Annotated in this window: 20 protein-coding genes and 1 other annotated feature; of the genes, 10 read left to right on the forward strand and 10 right to left on the reverse strand. The window is 29.7% G+C overall.

Annotated features, from left to right (window positions below; genetic code table 11):
* From I6U51_RS22950 to I6U51_RS22960, 4 genes are all read left to right on the forward strand, one after another.
* Nucleotides 1-888: Ig-like domain-containing domain (locus tag I6U51_RS22950; RefSeq protein WP_211144877.1), on the forward strand; the 888-nt coding region annotated here is incomplete at its 5' end.
* Between the two features lie 113 nt (nt 889-1,001).
* Nucleotides 1,002-1,127 (forward strand): hypothetical protein, encoded by a 126-nt coding sequence (locus tag I6U51_RS25230; protein ID WP_281396553.1) that lies wholly within the window; start codon nt 1,002-1,004, stop codon nt 1,125-1,127.
* Nucleotides 1,128-1,203: 76 nt separating this feature from the next.
* Nucleotides 1,204-1,941 (forward strand): lysoplasmalogenase family protein, encoded by a 738-nt coding sequence (locus I6U51_RS22955; RefSeq protein ID WP_211144878.1) that lies wholly within the window; start codon nt 1,204-1,206, stop codon nt 1,939-1,941.
* Nucleotides 1,942-1,991: 50 nt separating this feature from the next.
* Nucleotides 1,992-2,273 carry a zinc-ribbon domain-containing protein gene (locus I6U51_RS22960; protein WP_211144879.1) on the forward strand — a complete coding sequence of 94 codons (282 nt, stop codon included), beginning with the start codon at nt 1,992-1,994 and terminating at the stop codon, nt 2,271-2,273.
* A 53-nt stretch (nt 2,274-2,326) separates the two neighbouring features.
* Here I6U51_RS22960 and I6U51_RS22965 read toward each other — a convergent pair whose 3' ends face one another.
* Nucleotides 2,327-2,680, reverse strand: coding sequence for a hypothetical protein (locus I6U51_RS22965; protein WP_211144880.1), 354 nt, complete (start codon nt 2,678-2,680; stop codon nt 2,327-2,329).
* Nucleotides 2,681-2,855: 175 nt separating this feature from the next.
* Here I6U51_RS22965 and I6U51_RS22970 point away from each other — a divergent pair, with 175 nt between their 5' ends.
* Both I6U51_RS22970 and I6U51_RS22975 read left to right on the forward strand, forming a co-directional pair.
* The gene (locus tag I6U51_RS22970) at nt 2,856-3,074 is read left to right on the forward strand and encodes a DUF1413 domain-containing protein (protein ID WP_211144881.1); all 219 of its coding nucleotides are present in this window, start codon (nt 2,856-2,858) and stop codon (nt 3,072-3,074) included.
* 98 nt (nt 3,075-3,172) lie between these two features.
* Nucleotides 3,173-4,369: a DUF4317 family protein gene (locus I6U51_RS22975; RefSeq protein WP_211144882.1), complete on the forward strand. Its 1,197-nt coding sequence runs from the start codon at nt 3,173-3,175 to the stop codon at nt 4,367-4,369.
* Nucleotides 4,370-4,465: 96 nt separating this feature from the next.
* On the opposite strand, the gene I6U51_RS22980 is transcribed toward I6U51_RS22975, so the two are convergent.
* The 5 genes from I6U51_RS22980 to I6U51_RS23000 form a co-directional block, all read right to left on the reverse strand.
* On the reverse strand, nt 4,466-6,049 hold the full coding sequence (locus tag I6U51_RS22980; protein WP_211144883.1) for a CsxC family protein: 1,584 nt from the start codon (nt 6,047-6,049) through the stop codon (nt 4,466-4,468).
* A gap of 86 nt (nt 6,050-6,135) precedes the next feature.
* On the reverse strand, nt 6,136-6,480 hold the full coding sequence (locus I6U51_RS22985) for an RsiV family protein (RefSeq protein WP_211144884.1): 345 nt from the start codon (nt 6,478-6,480) through the stop codon (nt 6,136-6,138).
* A 436-nt stretch (nt 6,481-6,916) separates the two neighbouring features.
* Entirely contained in the window at nt 6,917-7,789 is an 873-nt protein-coding gene (locus I6U51_RS22990; protein WP_211144885.1) for a CsxC family protein, read from the reverse strand.
* A 184-nt stretch (nt 7,790-7,973) separates the two neighbouring features.
* A complete protein-coding gene (locus tag I6U51_RS22995) occupies nt 7,974-8,747 on the reverse strand; it encodes a hypothetical protein (protein ID WP_211144886.1) in 774 nt (257 codons plus the stop codon).
* Between the two features lie 285 nt (nt 8,748-9,032).
* Nucleotides 9,033-10,352 carry a dicarboxylate/amino acid:cation symporter gene (locus tag I6U51_RS23000; RefSeq protein WP_211144887.1) on the reverse strand — a complete coding sequence of 440 codons (1,320 nt, stop codon included), beginning with the start codon at nt 10,350-10,352 and terminating at the stop codon, nt 9,033-9,035.
* A gap of 108 nt (nt 10,353-10,460) precedes the next feature.
* Nucleotides 10,461-10,695, reverse strand: a binding site (T-box leader).
* Between the two features lie 178 nt (nt 10,696-10,873).
* Between I6U51_RS23000 and I6U51_RS23005 the strand changes: the two genes are divergently transcribed.
* The gene (locus I6U51_RS23005) at nt 10,874-11,773 is read left to right on the forward strand and encodes a tetratricopeptide repeat protein (RefSeq protein ID WP_211144888.1); all 900 of its coding nucleotides are present in this window, start codon (nt 10,874-10,876) and stop codon (nt 11,771-11,773) included.
* Nucleotides 11,774-12,326: 553 nt separating this feature from the next.
* Here the strand turns inward: I6U51_RS23005 and I6U51_RS23010 are convergent.
* From I6U51_RS23010 to I6U51_RS23020, 3 genes are all read right to left on the reverse strand, one after another.
* Entirely contained in the window at nt 12,327-13,670 is a 1,344-nt protein-coding gene (locus tag I6U51_RS23010; protein ID WP_211144889.1) for a sensor histidine kinase, read from the reverse strand.
* Between the two features lie 18 nt (nt 13,671-13,688).
* Nucleotides 13,689-14,351, reverse strand: coding sequence for a response regulator transcription factor (locus I6U51_RS23015; protein WP_211144890.1), 663 nt, complete (start codon nt 14,349-14,351; stop codon nt 13,689-13,691).
* A 111-nt stretch (nt 14,352-14,462) separates the two neighbouring features.
* Nucleotides 14,463-14,945, reverse strand: a complete 483-nt coding sequence (locus I6U51_RS23020; protein ID WP_211144891.1) for a hypothetical protein — start codon at nt 14,943-14,945, stop codon at nt 14,463-14,465.
* A 232-nt stretch (nt 14,946-15,177) separates the two neighbouring features.
* Between I6U51_RS23020 and I6U51_RS23025 the strand changes: the two genes are divergently transcribed.
* Entirely contained in the window at nt 15,178-15,399 is a 222-nt protein-coding gene (locus tag I6U51_RS23025) for a sulfurtransferase TusA family protein (protein WP_211144892.1), read from the forward strand.
* Here the strand turns inward: I6U51_RS23025 and I6U51_RS23030 are convergent.
* On the reverse strand, nt 15,396-16,301 hold the full coding sequence (locus tag I6U51_RS23030) for a LysR family transcriptional regulator (RefSeq protein WP_211144893.1): 906 nt from the start codon (nt 16,299-16,301) through the stop codon (nt 15,396-15,398). The genes I6U51_RS23025 and I6U51_RS23030 overlap by 4 nt on opposite strands.
* Before the next feature lie 217 nt (nt 16,302-16,518).
* Here I6U51_RS23030 and I6U51_RS23035 point away from each other — a divergent pair, with 217 nt between their 5' ends.
* Both I6U51_RS23035 and I6U51_RS23040 read left to right on the forward strand, forming a co-directional pair.
* On the forward strand, nt 16,519-17,175 hold the full coding sequence (locus I6U51_RS23035) for a YeeE/YedE thiosulfate transporter family protein (RefSeq protein ID WP_211144894.1): 657 nt from the start codon (nt 16,519-16,521) through the stop codon (nt 17,173-17,175).
* A gap of 74 nt (nt 17,176-17,249) precedes the next feature.
* Nucleotides 17,250-17,477, forward strand: a complete 228-nt coding sequence (locus I6U51_RS23040) for a sulfurtransferase TusA family protein (RefSeq protein WP_211144895.1) — start codon at nt 17,250-17,252, stop codon at nt 17,475-17,477.
* Nucleotides 17,478-17,506 lie beyond the last annotated feature (29 nt).

Genomic DNA, 17,506 nt, shown 5'->3' on the forward strand with positions numbered 1-17,506 from the left:
ACTATCATAGATAACAATACACCGTATCAACAAGATTTAAATAATGCTATAAATGCAGTGAATAGAGCAGAAAGTAGCAGAACTCAAACGGATGTTAATTATGCTAGAAGGTTGGTTAACTCTTTATCTTGGGGAAATGACAGGAGTTCTTTATCAAGTAGATTAGATTTAATACAAAGAATTATAGATAATAGAAATGGTGGAGATACAAATTATTATAGAGCAGTAAATGATGCAACTAATGCTGTCATAAGAGCTGAAAACTTTAGATTACAAGTAGATATAGATTCAGCAAGAACTTTAGTGAATAATCTAAATTATGAAGATAGGGTTTATTTAGGTGGAAGACTTGATTCGGTACAAGCTATAGTGAATAATAGATTACCGAATCAACAAAGTCTAATCAATATTGCAAATGATGCAGTAATAAGAGCTGAAAGAAGTCTAACACAAAATGATGTTGATAGTGCAAGAGCTCTAGTGAATTCACTTTCAGATGGAACTTATAAAACAAGCCTAAATTATAGGCTTAATATAGTACAAAATGTCATCAGTAATAGTTATTTACCAAGTATCGTTAAATCTCGTCAGTTGCCTATATTGGATAATAGATTAGTTAATCCACATAAGGTTTGGATTATATCATTTGACAAGGAAGTTGAAATTAATAGTTCAACCATGCAAAATATAACAGTAACTGATAGCAGAGGGAATAGAGTTGATGTAAGCCTTAGGTTAACTACTAATAAATCGATAGCAGTATTAAGCCCAAGTAATGGGTATACCATTGGTGAAAGGTATACTTTAAATATAAGTAATGGAATACGTTCTAAAAATCGCCAAAAGTTAAACAGAGAAATTAGAATGAACTTTACTATTACAAGATAATAAATTTAAAAAGGTATTGCTTCAAATATTGTTGCAGTATCTTTTTTTATTATAATGTTATTTGAAAATATCTCCAGTCCTTTAATATTTATTTTAAGCTAGCTACAGCATTTATGTATGCCTGCAGTGCTAATTCTGCAACAAGGATTACTACAGCTACGCAGGCTGCAGTAAGTATTATTGGTAATAAGGCTATAAAAACTGTTATAAGGGAACTAGTAACATATGAGTATGTATAGCTTAATTATAAAATAGGCTAATTTTTAAATGCATAGAATATAATATATGTAAGTACTATTAATGGAAGTGGTAAGAATGAAAGGAAATTTTAAAAAATCTCTTGTAATAACTATAGTATTGATAGAATTAATTATATATATATCCTTTATATATATAGATTTTACCAATGGGTACAGTAATAGCTACTCAACAGTGCTAAAGTATATTGGCATATTGTTAAGCTTAACATTAAGTTTACTAATTGGAGAGAATGGCTATAATATAAAGGATACTAGGCTTCTACAATTAGCACTATGTTTTACTGCTGCAGCAGATTTATGTTTGTTAATATTAGACTATTATACTGCAGGAGTTTTTCTATTTTGTTTTGTACAAATTACTTATATAATTCGACATGCAGGTATTTTAAAGAAAAATATAAAAATTTTTGCTGCGTTAATATTTGTTGTTTTAGTATTTGTAATGATATTAGACACAAATATAATACATATAAATAATATAAGTAGAGAGCTTTTAATTATAGGTTGTATTTATGCAATCTTGCTAATTTCCAGTGTATATGGTGCATGGAAAGTTTTTAATAGAGGATCTTACACAACCTTAAGTTGCTATCTAATTTGTGTAGGTATGACCTTGTTCTTCCTTTGTGATATCAATGTTGCTATATCTGCGCTAATTAATAATGTTTTTATATTTGGAGTCAGCTTAAAAGGCGTTTCAAGGTTCTTGGTTTGGATATATTATCTTCCAGCCCAGGTTTTACTTGCCCTTAGTGGATATAGAACTTATGAAATAGATAAAAAAATAACTTGAAAATTATAAGTCTATTATAAAGTAAATCAATTGTAAGGGGATGTTAATATATGCATTTATGCACAAACTGCGGGGAAAAAGTTAATGATGAATGCAGATTCTGCCCAGAATGTGGAGCTCTTCAAAGTGGCAGAAGTCATATTAATAGGGTGAAACATAAAAGGATGTATCGGAAAAATACATCAAAAGTATTTTGCAAATCTAAAACTATACCCTTTAATGCAAGTATGAGACAACCAAACATAAAAAAAGCTATTAAAAATCCTATAATTATAGGTGCTCTTATTGGATTGCTTATTATAATTATAGCTTTAGGCGGGAGCTGCTTTTGATATTTAAATAAATAGGGTTTCTAAGTTGAATTTTTACTTAGAAACCTTATTTATTAATTATATATTGTGTAGTCTTTAGGTTCATCATAGGTTATTAATGACTTTAATTGATCATTAACAGTTCCTTTTGCAATAAATTCTGCTCTTCTACAGTTTACACAATAGTGCCAAGGGTACCATGTAGGTACTTCTTTCCAGTTTGTGCTTCCGCATATGGGACATACTATTTCCTTTTCAAATATTGAGATTATACAAATAAGTATTGCACCTATCAGCGAAATGCCAAAGAAACCATACATGATCCTTGTCCACAATGGAAGACTAGTAGAGTATGTTGATTGAAAAAGTCTATAAGCTGCTCCTCCAAAAATCAGTAGGATCAAAATGTTATAAAATTTAGGCTTCATAAATTGCTCCCCCAAAACATTAATTTTTAAAATTGTATAATCTCATTGAGAAAAGTATTTCTTATTCTCTATTTTATTTCTTTTAACTTACAATAATGACTTATATTTATTTAAATAATAGTTATTTAATGTACACATAATATTAAAGCAGAAATAGAATTAAGGAGGCATTTGTATGTCAGAAAGAAGTCATATAGATTTATCGAAACTTGAGAAAGTACCAGAAGGACAGCCTTTTGTGTATAAAGATGTTGTTAGTGATGAGTTTCCAGTGGAGGAGCATGCTTTAGATGGCCGAAAATTTAAAAATGAAGTTGAAGAAGGAGAGTATAATTCAATAGTAGTTGCTAAGGATGATGATGAGCATAGGGTATTATATAAAAAAATAAAATAACCTGTTAAATTTAGAGGGTCCTGTAGATTAGTGACTCTCTTTTGATATATAATAGTTTAATGAAAGTTTACTTTAATTTATAAAGTGAGGTATTTGATATGAATAAAAAAGATTTAGCTGATTTAAGAAAAGAATTTAAATTAAGTAGTTATATGATGCCTATCAAAGAGATATATAGTGTATATTTAAAAAAAGACAATGGAGAAATTATAACAAGAGAACTTAATTATTTTGAAATGATGGACATAGAGAAAAAGGAACTTTATCTAGACAATTTTAAAAAAGTACTAACAGGAACTATAGATACAAAAGTTTTTGAGTTAGACTTTATGATGAAAAATGTTGATGAAAATACTATAGATGAGGCTTCAGTGGAGGAAAGTACACAAATTATTCTTTATAATGCTTTAACTTCTGGGAGCAGCATTACAGAATGTGCTGACAAAATAGTAGATAAAATATCTAAGCATTATACATATGATACAGATATAGTTATAAATTTTGTTAAGGCAGAATACTATAAAGGCAATAAGAAAAGGAATGAAGAAGCAGATGAGGCAATTGATGATTATGTACAAGCTATTGAGTTTATATTGTGCAGCATAAATAAGGTAGATGTTCCTAAAAAGGTTTTAAAATTTGATTATTCGGAAATGAAATTTAAGCCTACATCCGCATTAGATATTACTGTAAACCTAAGTTCGCCATTAGATGGATTTATGTTTCCAAGCTTTAGTAGTGAGTATGTAGATGTAAATAAAGTGATCTATTATTCCTCAAAATCTAAACAAATGAATACTATATTTGTTGAAGAGGTTTTAGAAAGCAGTGTTAAACCTACTGCAATAGAAGAAAAAGAAAGTTTTAACATTATATTAAATACCGTTGTTGGAGATAAGATAAAACCTGAAACTATGCAGGAGATATATGAGCAAATCAATGAAAAAATTGAAGATAGCGAAGATATAGAGGAAGAGCCAACTGTTGATATGAAGGAAGTCGAAAAGATTTTAGAAAACAGTGGGATAGAAAACACAGAGGTTGTAAAGAGTGCTTTCGAGCAGGTTTGTGGAGGAGACTACGATTTTAAAGTAAAAAACATAGTTCCGGATTTTGGAAGCAAATCAATTAAAATTGAAAATGAAGCTACAAGTATAATTATAAATCCAAATGAACTAAGTGGAATCAGACAGGTTAGAGACAAAGATGGAAAAAAATATTTGATGATAGAGATTACTGAAGATGTAGAAATAAATGGGTTTAGATTAGAGACGGAAGATATGGAATTAATATAAACCACCGCATTTTGGGAAGGTACATTATTTATTGAAGGTAGTATAGCCAAACTATCATTTTAAGATAGTTTGGCTAGTTTTGAATAAAAGTAACTATTAAGAATTTGCTCGATTAACTGTTACTTGTTGATTTTGTAGTAGTTTTATTGTCAAATAAACAACGACTTTCTCTCTTACATTTTTATAAGTTTTATCTAAAATGCATTCACAGCTTTCCTTAGTAGGATTTTCTAGAAAGTCTGATTCAATAATTTCTGCACTGACTAGCTCACAGAATATTTTTTCATTAAAGAACTCAGTTAACCTAAGGTTTAATTGACAAGGAATATGACCGGATATACCTTCTTCGCATGAGTTGCATATCCTAATGTTATTCTGTAAAATTTCTACCTGCACAGGCTCAGGAGTGACTCTGAATATAGGTAAAGTGGTAAATTTAACTCTAGTAGCGCAGGTGAAAGGAATTCTAACAGTAGTGTGCTTTATTCTTCCACTTATTGTTCCTTTATCTAAGCAATCACGTGTAGCATATTCTATATTCTTCCTAACAAAACCAGCTACAAATAAGGTTCCAAAGTTAGGGTCAGAAGAATCTTGAATGACTTCACATTGCTCTAAATATACGTTTTTTCTGATGCGTTTAATTTCAAGTGCTGGATTTTCAAGTTTAAATACAGACTCAGCAGAAATTTCTATTCTAGGCTCAGCTAAAACAACAGGAGTTTTTATTACTACAGAAGATGTTGTTCCGGTAACAGTTTGTGGAATATTTGGACAAAGTGACAGTGTTTTTGTTTCAGAATTTGCGCTACAAGTTTCAACACAATCTTCTATGTGGTAGTGTTTTTTTGAAGAGTCATTTTCCATATATTCAGGCTTTATGTGTTCTTTAAAATCTTTTTCAAAACAAACTTTTTGTGAACTGTCATCATAGTGATCTTTACAGCAATCTTCGAAGTGATCTTCAGAGCAATCTTCGAAGTGATCTTCAGAGCAATCTTCGAAGTGATCTTCAGAGCAATCTTCGAAGTGATCTTCAGAGCAATTTTCAGAATAATCTTCTAAGTGATTTTCAGAATAATCTTCGAAGTGATTATCAGAGCAATCTTCTAAGTGATTATCAGAGTACTCTTCTGAGTGGTTATCAGAGTAATCTTCTGAATGGTTATCAGAGTAATCTTCTGAGTGATTATCAGAGTGCTCTTCTGAGTAATTATCAGAGTACTCTTCTGAGTGATTATCAGAGTGCTCTTCTGAGTAATTATCAGAGTAATCTTCTGAGTAATTATCAGAGTGCTCTTCTGAGTGATTATCAGAGTAATCTTCTGAGTGATTATCAGAGTAATCTTCTGAGTGATTATCAGAGTAATCTTCTGAGTGATTATCAGAGTGATCTTCTAAGTGATTTTCAGAATAATCTTCGAAGTCGTCTTCATCATGCTTTGAAAATTCCTTTTCTATACAGGCTTTATGAGATTTATCGTAAAACTCACTATTCTCATCCTTTAACACAGTATTATCGTTAATTTTTTCTCCAATGTACTTTTCATATAATTCATTAGAATGCTTTTTATGATGCTTCTTATGATGTTTTTTATGATGAGATTTTATTTTTTTACGTTTTTTTTCATTAATATCCTCTTCTAAACAACTCCTCTTTGAGTGATGCTTTTTGCTCATAACTCTATCCTCCCTTAAATGGAACTAAAATAGGCTTAACTATATATGTGTAACTAGATAGCTTATAAATTAGTTAAGTAAATCAGTTAATCACTAGTGCTGCTATTTTTTATTAGTTTGCCTATAGGACCTTTGGAGTCTATAATATCTGTTATTGTTTTAAAGGGGATAGTAAACTGAGGCGCACAATAAACACCTGCATACTGCGAGTCTTTAAAAATATCAAAGTATATTACCAAAGATGTATCTGTAAGGTAAAAATTTTTACTCTTATTTATTTTTGTGAATTCCTGTATTATTGGAATATTATTGTCTCTTATATTTGTAAGCAATAGCTCATTTATTCTATTTTCAAAGTTACTATTTTTATGGAACAAATCTTCGAAGTTGTATATTTGTCCCTTTTTAGTATCTATTGTTATTGATTTCAATATATCAAAGGTAGAATTATTTTCATCATCAAAAAAGTATAATTCAAAAATAATGCTAACTAAGTTTCGTTTTGAAAGTGTAATTTTATATTCGCCATAAAATTTAGTTTTTGTATTAAAGTTATCTCTTACATCTTTTATTGATTCATTTAATATGTTAATAATGTAATTATTAAGCTCATGCTGTTTTTTTTTCTTTTTAGCTTCAATTTTGGATAGTATATACTAATATTTTCAGTTTCAAGACTATCATCAATAAATACTATTTCGTGATTTTTATATGACAATATTAGTGACCTCCTTTAAAATAGACCCAAAACTCACTTAAACAAAGCTTTGGGTCTGACATTATAAGTTGAATATGATTGTTAAATATTTATCATAAATTAGTAATTCTTATGTGTTTAATTTATTTCAATAAATAGTTAGAATATATTTAATTAGCAGTAAGTCCTACTTGTTGTTTTTGTAATACTTTTAATGTTAAACTAATTAGCATTTTTTCTTCTATAGAATTGAATGTTCTTTCTAAATTAGTTTTACAATTAGATACTATTGGTTTTGGACATTTAGTAAAATCGTCCTCTTGAATAGTTGCTTTAATTAATTCGCAGAATATTGGTTCGTTGAATATTTCATGATGAACAAAACCTTTTTGGCAAGGATCACTTCCTTGTGTTGGTTCAGCACAGATATCTTTTCTATTGGCAAATTCTCCGAGGAATTCCACTTGTGTTACAGCAGGAGTTTCAGCAAATATAGGACCTCTGAGTACAGGTTTTTGTAAGAAAGTAACTGTGGTGGTGCAGCTAAAAGGTATTCTAACTGTTGTATGCTTTATTCCTCCGCTGATAGTTTCGCCATTATGATCTACACAATCTACAGTAGCATATTGAATATTTTTTCTGACAAAGCCTTCTATAAATAAAGTTCCAGTAGTAGCACAAGGAGTAGTTTCCATTAAGTGGCATTGGGTTACATATAGATTTTTATTAATATTCTTAATTTCTAAGGCTTTGTGTTCTAACTTAATATTAGAGATAACAGGAATAGTTATAGTTGTTTCTGCAAGAACTATTGGAATTTTTCCAACAAAAGCGCCAGGAGCAATTGTTTTTGGAACTACTTTCTTATTTGAGCATTGACAACCTGTATGTGTATTTATGATTTTTGCTCTGCATGAATCACAGTGCTCATCATGGTCATGATGTGAACAGTCACATACATCATTATCTCTATCCTCACAGCAACCTATGTCTTCACAATAATCTCTATCTTCACAGCAATCTTTTTCATGTCCGTGTGACATTCTTTAGACCTCCTTTATATACTATTAAAATATAAATGAAAATATCAATATTGATATTCTAATTTATATTATTCAATAATATATATTAAGGTTACGATATTTATGTTTTTATAAAATATTTTTTGAAATAAAATATAAGCGCAAAGATAATTATACTGCGCTTATGATTAAATGTTATTTAAAATTAGCACATATCTAGCATTATATCTATTCTCTTCTTCAGAACCTTATACACATCTTCACATTTTTCATTTATGTGATAAACTAGATGAGTGGTATCTCTAAGTTGTGAAGTTTTAGGATGAACTACTGGAGAAACAGCTAAAAAGTTAACAGCCGTAGCTAAAGTGGAAGAAGATGCAGTAAGTTCATATAGAGTAGTAAGCAAAGGAACTACACAGTTTTCGTAATAAACTCGTTGAGATGGATCTATATTTAGTCTTGCTAATTGTTCTCTAATGTTGTTAATATTTTGAAGTAATGTAGAAGTTTCACTAATATTTTCACAGGGCTTAGCTGTAGGGGGCACACTTGTAGTAGGAGGTGCACTTGTAGTAGAAGGTGCACCAGATTCGCCAGGAGCAGTAGTGGTTTCAGTGACGGTAATGTTGCTAGTACTTAAAGGTTTAATATAAGTTACTCTGTTTTGTGACAAGTTAAGTTGAATATTTTGTGCTGTCTCGATTCCAGTTTGAATAATATGATTCAGGTTCTCGTTAGGGTCATTAGTGATAATACGGCTATTACTGGAAGCACAGTTATTAATAGAATTATTATTTTGTGATGTATTATTATTATTGGTAGTAGTAGTAGTAGTAGTATTGGTAGTAGTATTATTATTGGTAGTAGTATTATTATTATTGGTGGTATTAGTAGTGTTATTTATAGTGTTATTGTTAGTAGTATTTTTATTAGAAGTTTGTGATGAATTAGTTTGTTTATTAATATTATTTCCCATAATTTATCACCCTAATTATATTTTATGTATTTAACTTTTAAAATTCTGCTATTGAAATAAACAGACATGGTGATTGAAAAATATATATTATAAAAATTACAACACATAATTATAGATATAATAATATATATTGCTGTAAAAATATATTATTACAGTCAGTATGCAAGTATATAAACTATCTGATTAATTTATGAGCTAGATTAATAAAAAAGGTTGTTGATAAGTGTATTATCAACAACCGCATACTGCATTCTAAAAATATATTATATCTCTTATAAGAAAGCATTAAGCACTTAGTTCCAATTCATCAACTTCATTGTTATTAAAACTCTCTCTATCAAACTCATTTTCAGAGTTAGCTACTAAAAGTGACACTACAGACGCTCCGGTTACATTAGTTGCTGTTCTTGCCATATCTAATATAGTATCAATTCCAAGAACCATAGCAATTCCTTCGATTGGCAAACCTAAAGCTGCAAGAACAACAGTCGCCATGATAGAAGCAGTTCCAGGTACACCAGCAGTACCTATAGAAGCTATTGTAGTTACCACTATCAGAAGAATATAGCTTGATAATGACATAGGAACATTAAACACTCTAGCTACAAAAATTGCAACGATAGCAGGGTATAGACCTCCACATCCGTTCATACCCATTGTAGCACCCATTGGAGCAACGAAGCTTGCAACGTTATCTGAGATTTTTACATTGTTAGTTAATGATTTTAATGTTACAGGCAAGGTTCCATAGCTACTTCTGGTTGTGAATGCAACAATCTGTGCAGGGTAAATCTTTTTAAAGAAGCGTATAGGATTAACTTTAGCGACAAAGACTAGCAAAGTTCCATGTACTAATACTATTTGTAGTATGCATGCAACATAGACTGCTATAATTACTTTAGTAAGAGGAAGCAAAGTGGATAGTCCATATTGTGATGATACTGAGGTCATTAATCCAAACACTCCGTATGGTGTAATCTTTAATACTATTTTTGTTATTCTAAACATTATTATAGAAAATGATTTAAAGAAATCTTTTACCGGCTTTACTAACTCAGGATTCTTTGAATTTTCTATAGTAATAGCGACACCAACAAATATAGCAAAAATAATAACTGGAATTATTTTTCCATTAGACATTTCAGATACAGTATTAGATGGAACCATATCTAACAATACCTTTGCAAATGTAGGAATTTCTCTAGCTTTAAAATCAGCACTTTTTGTAAATTGCATGCCAGCTCCTAAATCTAACACTAAAGATATAACTACTCCGATAACACAAGCAATAGCTGTGGTAAATAAAAGCCAACCGATGGTTTTAGTACCTACCTTTTTTAGTTTATCAGGACTTTCTAAGGAAGCAATACTTGATATAACAGTAGCAGTTACAAGTGGTATAACAAGCATTTTAATAAGACTTACATATATTTGCCCCAAAGGTTCAATAAATTGAACGTTTTTCTTAAGAACTACTCCAGCAGCAACACCTATTAACATGGCGATTAATACTCTATTCCCAAAGCTTACTTTTTTCTTTTTTAAAAAATATAAAAACGCTAATGCTATGATTGCAATTAATATACTCATATAATTTGAATTCATAGTTATCCTCCTAAAATTTTATTTATAATATATTTTGTATAAGCATATAATACATATCACTTGCGCGCATAAGTGTATGCAAATAAAAAACCTTCCACCTCTGTTAATAACAGAGGCAGAAGGTTATTTCCGCGGTTCCACTCTGATTAGACATTACTGTCCATCTCTAATCTGGTACAATTAATACCATATCTCTATAACGGGAGAACCCGTAAAAACCTACTATAGTTCGGCTCTATGTTCACAGGGGCACTTCAACTATAATCTTCATAAAGCTCTCTCAGCCTAGAAGCTTCTCTCTGTAAGTTTCATATAGTTTACTTTTCCTGATCAAAACATTTAAATATAGAATTCATATTGAATTACTAGGGATTTTATATTTATGATTATAAATCCTTATTTTATAAAAATCAAGTGTTTTAATAAAATAATATAAATTTAAATTATTCCAATTTGCATTGTGAAATAATAAATGTATAATAATATGTTAGATATATAGTATTAAATAAAGGAGTAAAGCTATGATTGTCGAAGGCTATAAGATAAACAATTATAAAATAATAGCAAAGAATTTTTATAGAGAACGCTTATTAGATAAGGCTCTAAATTTTTATAAAAAGGCATATAACTGTGATGGTGGGAAAAGAGATACCGAACTTCTACTGGATATGGCATTGATTTACGATGAATTAGGAGAATACGATTTAGCTGAAGAGAAGTATAGGGGAATATTGAAGATAAACCCTGAAGATGAAAGAGCATATTATGGCATAGCAATAATATATGACAATATGAAGGAATATAACAAGGCTGCAGAATACTATAAAGAAGCAATTAGAATTAATCCTCAATATAATAGAGCGTACTTTTTTCTTGCAGGTGCTTATGACGAATTAGGAGAGATAAATAAAGCTATTGAATGTTACGAAAAGGTTCTAGAGATGAATAATAAGGACTTTTGGGCACATACAAACCTAAGTGCTATATATGAAGAGTTAGGTGATTATGAAAGAGCACTTAAAAACATAAATGAAAGCTTAGAAATAGATCCTAATCACTATCTAGCTTTATTTAATAAGGCTGTAATTTTAGGAAGAATAGGACAGTTAGAAGAAGCAGAAGAATATTATAAGCTTTCTATAGAAGAAAATGAGAATTATTCATATAGCTATCTGAACTTAGCCATTATATATAAAAACAAACAACTATATGGAAAGGCCATTGAAATTATAAGTGAGGGAATTAAACATAACCCTGATGCTGAATTCCTATATTATAATAGAGCTTGTTTCTATGTAAAACTTAATAGCTTTAACAATGCAATAGATGATTTAAATAAGGCTGTTGAACTTTATCCTAAATTTAAAAAATACATAGAAAAAGATGAAGAATTAGATCCTATAAAGAATTTTTTGAATTAGTTATTAAAGTGGGCTAAATTGATGTGAAAGTTCATAAGGTACATAAAAGGCAAGAAATTCATATAATACTATTAAATAATGTAAGAGAGAACAAGGAAAAGGTTTAAAATGTGGAGTAAATATATCCTAGAATTTATTTTTTTAACCTTTATATTAATTACACCACCTGCTCTTGCAATTTTAGTAGTATATGATTCAAGGGAAATTGCGAATAAGATAAGAAATTTAAAATAATAATATTGTATAGTTCCTTAGCTGATTTAGAAATTTACAACTCATAAAATAAAAAAATTGCGATGCAATTTTTTTATCAGAGGACAGAGGACAATTGACAGAGGACAGTGAAGGTAAGTTTTCTTCCTTACGTCAGAAAACTAATTTATTTTTCAGGCTTGTTTTGCTAAAACAAAACATTGCTAACTTAAGCAGACATCCAAAATCTGCGATTTTGAGATGGTCGCTTACTCCTGCGAAACAAAAGAGCAGGAGTTTCTTATAAATTTAAAGATTTTTCGTAGCACAGCGTAGAGAAATCCTCCTTCATTGTCCTCTGTCAATTGTCAATTGTGCTCTCTAATAGAATGTAATCATTTGGAATAACAAAGTAAAACTCTGTTTCTGAATTGGGGATACTTGTAACGCCATAGGAAAAATTATGCTTTTTTAAAATTTCAGCACATATTGCTAGACCGATGCCCATACCACCTCTTTCTGAATGTTTATAATATCTATTCCAAACGCCATCTAACATGTTTTCAGAAATTCCTATTCCGTAGTTCTTAACAGATATTTTAGCGCCTTCCTTAATTAACGATACTGTAATTTCTATATTGCTTGAATTAAAACTAAATTTTATAGCATTATCTATAAAGTTGTATAAAACCCTATGTATATATTTTGGGTCAGCATTTACTTCAATATTGGGGGAAGAAACAATCAGTTTCATATTTTTATTTGATACAATAGACTTAAAGGTATGGATAAATTCTGTTAAGAATTCATTTAAGTTAAAATAATCTTTTTTTAGTGTATAGCTATCTCCTTGAAGTTTAGAAAGTTCGATTAAATCTAGAACTAATCCGTTTAGCCTATCTACCTCTTCTATTATATCCTTAGCATAAGATTTTTTTTCTTCCTCATCAATAATATTGTCGTAGATTGCTTCGCTGTAGTTTCTTATTATACTCAATGGTGTTTTAAAATCATGAGATACATTAGCAACAAAATCTCTTTGTAAATTATATTTTTTCTTAAGGCTTGAGGCCATAGTTTTGATGCTATGAGAGAGAGTTTCTATCTCATCTTTTGTGTTTATATTTATATCAAAATCAAAATTTCCTTCGGAAATATCTAAGGAAGCTTTCTGCAATTGTAATATTGGCTTTGTGAAGTTTTTACCCAGTATAGATATAAGTGGTATTGATAAAATAAGTGCAAGTAAAAATACAGAACTTAAAATGATATAAACTACATTAAGGTAGTTAGAAGAAAATTTATTATTTTGAAGAACAACTATATTTCCAATATCGCTTGGATAGTTATAATATAAAAATTCTTCATTCATTGGGGTTAAAAACTTACCTTTTTCCTGCAAATTGTTGATATCAATTGTTTTAAGAAAAGGCATTATGCCCATCTTACTTTGAGTTAAAGGAGTAATGGAATTATCCTTTATAAGAATAACACCAGATACCTGCGTACTAAAAGAAACATTTGAAATTTGTGAGTTGGATTTAAGTGAATTGTATATATTTTCAGCAGTATTTCTAAGTTCTTTATACTGCATATTTACATAAAATTTAGATAGAAATATACTAGTAAAAATAAAGCATATGAATATCACTATTGTAATAATAGACATAAAATATTTAATTAATTTAGCTGTTATCTTTTTCATTCTATCTCCTTAGTTTTATTATATTTCAACCTTATAGCCTACACCCCATACAGTTTTTAGATGATATTCGCAAAATAGAAGTTTACTTCTCAAACTTTTTACATGTGTGTCTATAGTTCTTGTATCTCCGATAAAATCATAACCCCAGACCTTATCTAATAATTGATCCCTTTTAAATACTTGATTGACATTCTTGCAGAGAAATATTAATAAATCAAATTCTTTTGGAGTTAAAGTTACTGTTTCATTATTTTCAATGATTGTCCTTTCATTTTCTATTATTGATAGACTTCCAAATGTTAAAGAATTTATAAGAGGCTTTTTTGTATTTATTCTAAGATTTACTCTAAGAATCAACTCTCTCATACTAATAGGTTTTACCATGTAATCATCGGCACCAAGTTCTAAGCCAAAAATTCTATCCTCTTCTTCTCCACGAGCAGTAGTTAAAATAACAGGTATATTACTAGTTGACTTAATCTTTCTAAGTAATGACCAGCCATCTTTTTTAGGCATCATTACATCTAAAATTATCAAATCAAAATCGTTGTTCTCTATTAGGATTTCTCCATCATCACCATTATAGGAACATGTAACTTTATAGCCATCTTTTTTTAAATATAAAGACATGACGTCCGCCAGCTTTTTTTCATCATCTACTATTAATATGTTTCCTTTCATAGGCATACCTCTCAGCGAATATTCTATAGTTAAATTTTAGCTTATAAGTGTCCTTAATTCAATAAAGTGATAAAAGCTGAATACTCTTTTGGCATTCAGCTTTTATTATTTCTAGTTACTTCCAGAGAAAAATCCATTTCCTCTGCATGATCCACCGCCTCTTTTACCGTTTACAGCTCCTTTACCAGGAATGCAGTTAGATGAATTTTCTTTAATATTAGATTTTATATTCTCACCTTGCTCTTTAGTAATACTGGCATTTTTTACAGCCTCATCAACAGCTTTAGTTCTTTCCTCTACCATAGCTGATTTAAATTGATCTTCTGTTATTCCTTTATCTCTTGCAATATCATACATAGTTTTTCCTGAGTTTCTTGCATTGGATATATCAGAATCGCTAATGCCAAATTTATTTTTTAGTATATTTGTCATGAAATCATAGCCTCGTATACCTGCTACTTTACCAAAGCCATATCCAGAACATGTTACACTACTGCTAGTAGTTGTCGGTGTTTTAGAGTCTGCATAAGCAGTAACTCCAACCCCTAATGATAATACTAATGTCAAAGCAATAATTAAATTTTTCTTTTTCATTTTCATTACCTCCACACAAAGCTTATTGCAAATATCTATTATAAGAGATATCCTGCAATAGAGAATTTTAATATTTGACTATATATTACACTAGGCATATGATTAAAATGTGTAACAATTGTGATGGATTTGTGAAAGTTAAATTTTATTTATAAGATATATTAATAAATAAAAAAGAAAATTTTTATTTGAAGATACAGTGAGAGTACAAAGTAAAGAGGAGGAGAGAACTTTGAATATAGATATAGATTGTATGGGAACTATGTGTCCAGTTCCCGTAGTTAAAGCACAAATTCAATATAAAAAAATAAGTGCAGGGGACAGTTTAACTATAATAACTGATCACAGCTGCACATCACAATCTATAAAAGATGCTTTTAAAAAATATAATTGTGAAATACAAGTAGAAGAGGATGAGGGAATTTGGAAAATAATAATTAAAAAGTTAGTCTAGCAAAAAGTTTCTTTGCCGTACTTTTTTATATAGGCAATAAAATCCTTAATATGAGGATGATTAGCTCTATTCTTTTGATATATCATACATATATTATGTTTTGGTGCAGCATCTTCTATCGATGTTGTTTTTAACACTCCTGAATACAATTCCTTTTTTACTGAGGTATAGGGTAAAATCGATACTCCATGATTAGCTATTACAGATGCTTTTATTGACTCAATAGTATCCAACTCTAGTTCGATATTCAAATCCTTTACATTAATATTATTTTTAAAAAACATATCTTCAATAGACTGTCTTAAAAAACTTTCTTTAGGGCCCATGATAAGTGGAAGTTTGTAAATTTCATTTAAGGATATAGTACTGGTATCTATATAGTCATTTTTTTCTGAATAAATAAACACCAGGTTTCCTGTAGAGACAGTAATGCACTCTATTCCTTCCTGTTTAAGTTTTGTATCTATAAAGCCTATATCCGCGCTACAATTAAGTATATTTTCTATTACATTCTTAGTTTTTTCTGTTTTAAGATTAAATCTTATATCAAGATGATTTTTTTTGTATAAGTGTAAAGTACAGGGTAATAAGTACTCACCAACGCTATTGCAGGAAAATATTTTAATTTCATTTATCAATGATTGTTTTGATTGTTGTAGTTCTTTTAACATATTATCATACAAATTTATAATAGTTTCTGCGTAGCTAGCGACAATATCACCTTCCTCTGTAAGCGTTACTCCTTTGTTGCTGCGTATTAATAAATTTGAATCTAAAGACTTTTCAAGAGATTGAAGTTGCTGACTAAGAGCAGACTGAGTTAAATGAAGTTTTTTACAAGCCTTTGAAATACTATTTTCTCTATATGTTTCTATAAAAGATATTAAGTAATCTATATTCATTGACCAATTACCCTTTCTTTAGTAATATTTATGATATTATTATAAAGCATTTTATAAATATTATAAATATTAATATGGGTATAACTTTTTCTAATTTTATATCAGATAAACTTATGACACAAAATTAACAATCTAGACTATAATTGAAATTGTGATATGAACAAACTTTTAACAAGCTTATAGTAGTTAAGTAACAAACTTGTAAGGAGGTGGAAATGTGGCAGAGATTAAAGCATCAATAAACAGGAGACCAAAAAAGAAGAAAATAAATCAAATTCCTTTTGGAGTAGCACTTCTCATAGGCATAATTGGAGTAGGATTTTTTATGGCCAACAATTCTTCAAAGTCGGCTCTTATGTGGATATTCGGTGTTATAGCTGGATTTACACTACAAAGATCTAGATTTTGTTTTACAGCATCCTTAAGAGATCCTGTATTAACTGGAGGCACTAGCTTAACTAAAGCTGTAGTAATTGCTATTGCAATTGCAACAGTAGGATTTTCATCCATTCAATTTGCAGCAGCTTCAAAAGGTGCAGCAGTACCGGGCAATATATCTCCAGTAGGTGTGCATGTTGCGGTTGGAGCTATCTTATTTGGAATAGGAATGGTTATTGCTGGAGGATGTGCTTCAGGTACACTTATGAGAGTAGGAGAAGGTTTCTTAATGCAAATGATTGCACTAGTGTTCTTTATAATAGGTTCATTATGGGGAGCAAAGGACTTTGGATGGTGGTCAAAAAACTTTATGCCTAAACAAGGTGTATTTTTACCAGATGTACTAGGATGGGCACCAGCTATTTTTTTACAGTTTGCATTATTATTAGGAATTTATATACTAGCGGATTGGTTTGGTAACAGAAGTACCAACTAATAGGTGATAACGATTAAATGAGCAATATTAAAAATAATTAGTAGATTTAGTGAAAATTTAAGGAGGAATTTATTATGTCAGAAAAAAGATTAGATTGTTTAGGAGAAGCATGTCCAGTACCTCTAGTTAAAACACAAAAACAAATGGAGAAATTAAGCATTGGAGATTTACTTATAGTTGAAATTGATCACAGCTGTGCTATGAAAAATGTTCCAGAATGGGCTAGAAAAGAAGGACATAACGTTGAAATAGAAGAAGTAGATGACGGACAGTGGGAAGTATTTATTGAAAAGACTAAATAGTCTTTTTAATATAAAGTATTGAGTGGTGA

The sequence above is a fragment of the Clostridium aciditolerans genome (assembly GCF_016316925.1).
Taxonomy (GTDB): Bacteria; Bacillota; Clostridia; order Clostridiales; family Clostridiaceae; genus Clostridium_AM; species Clostridium_AM aciditolerans.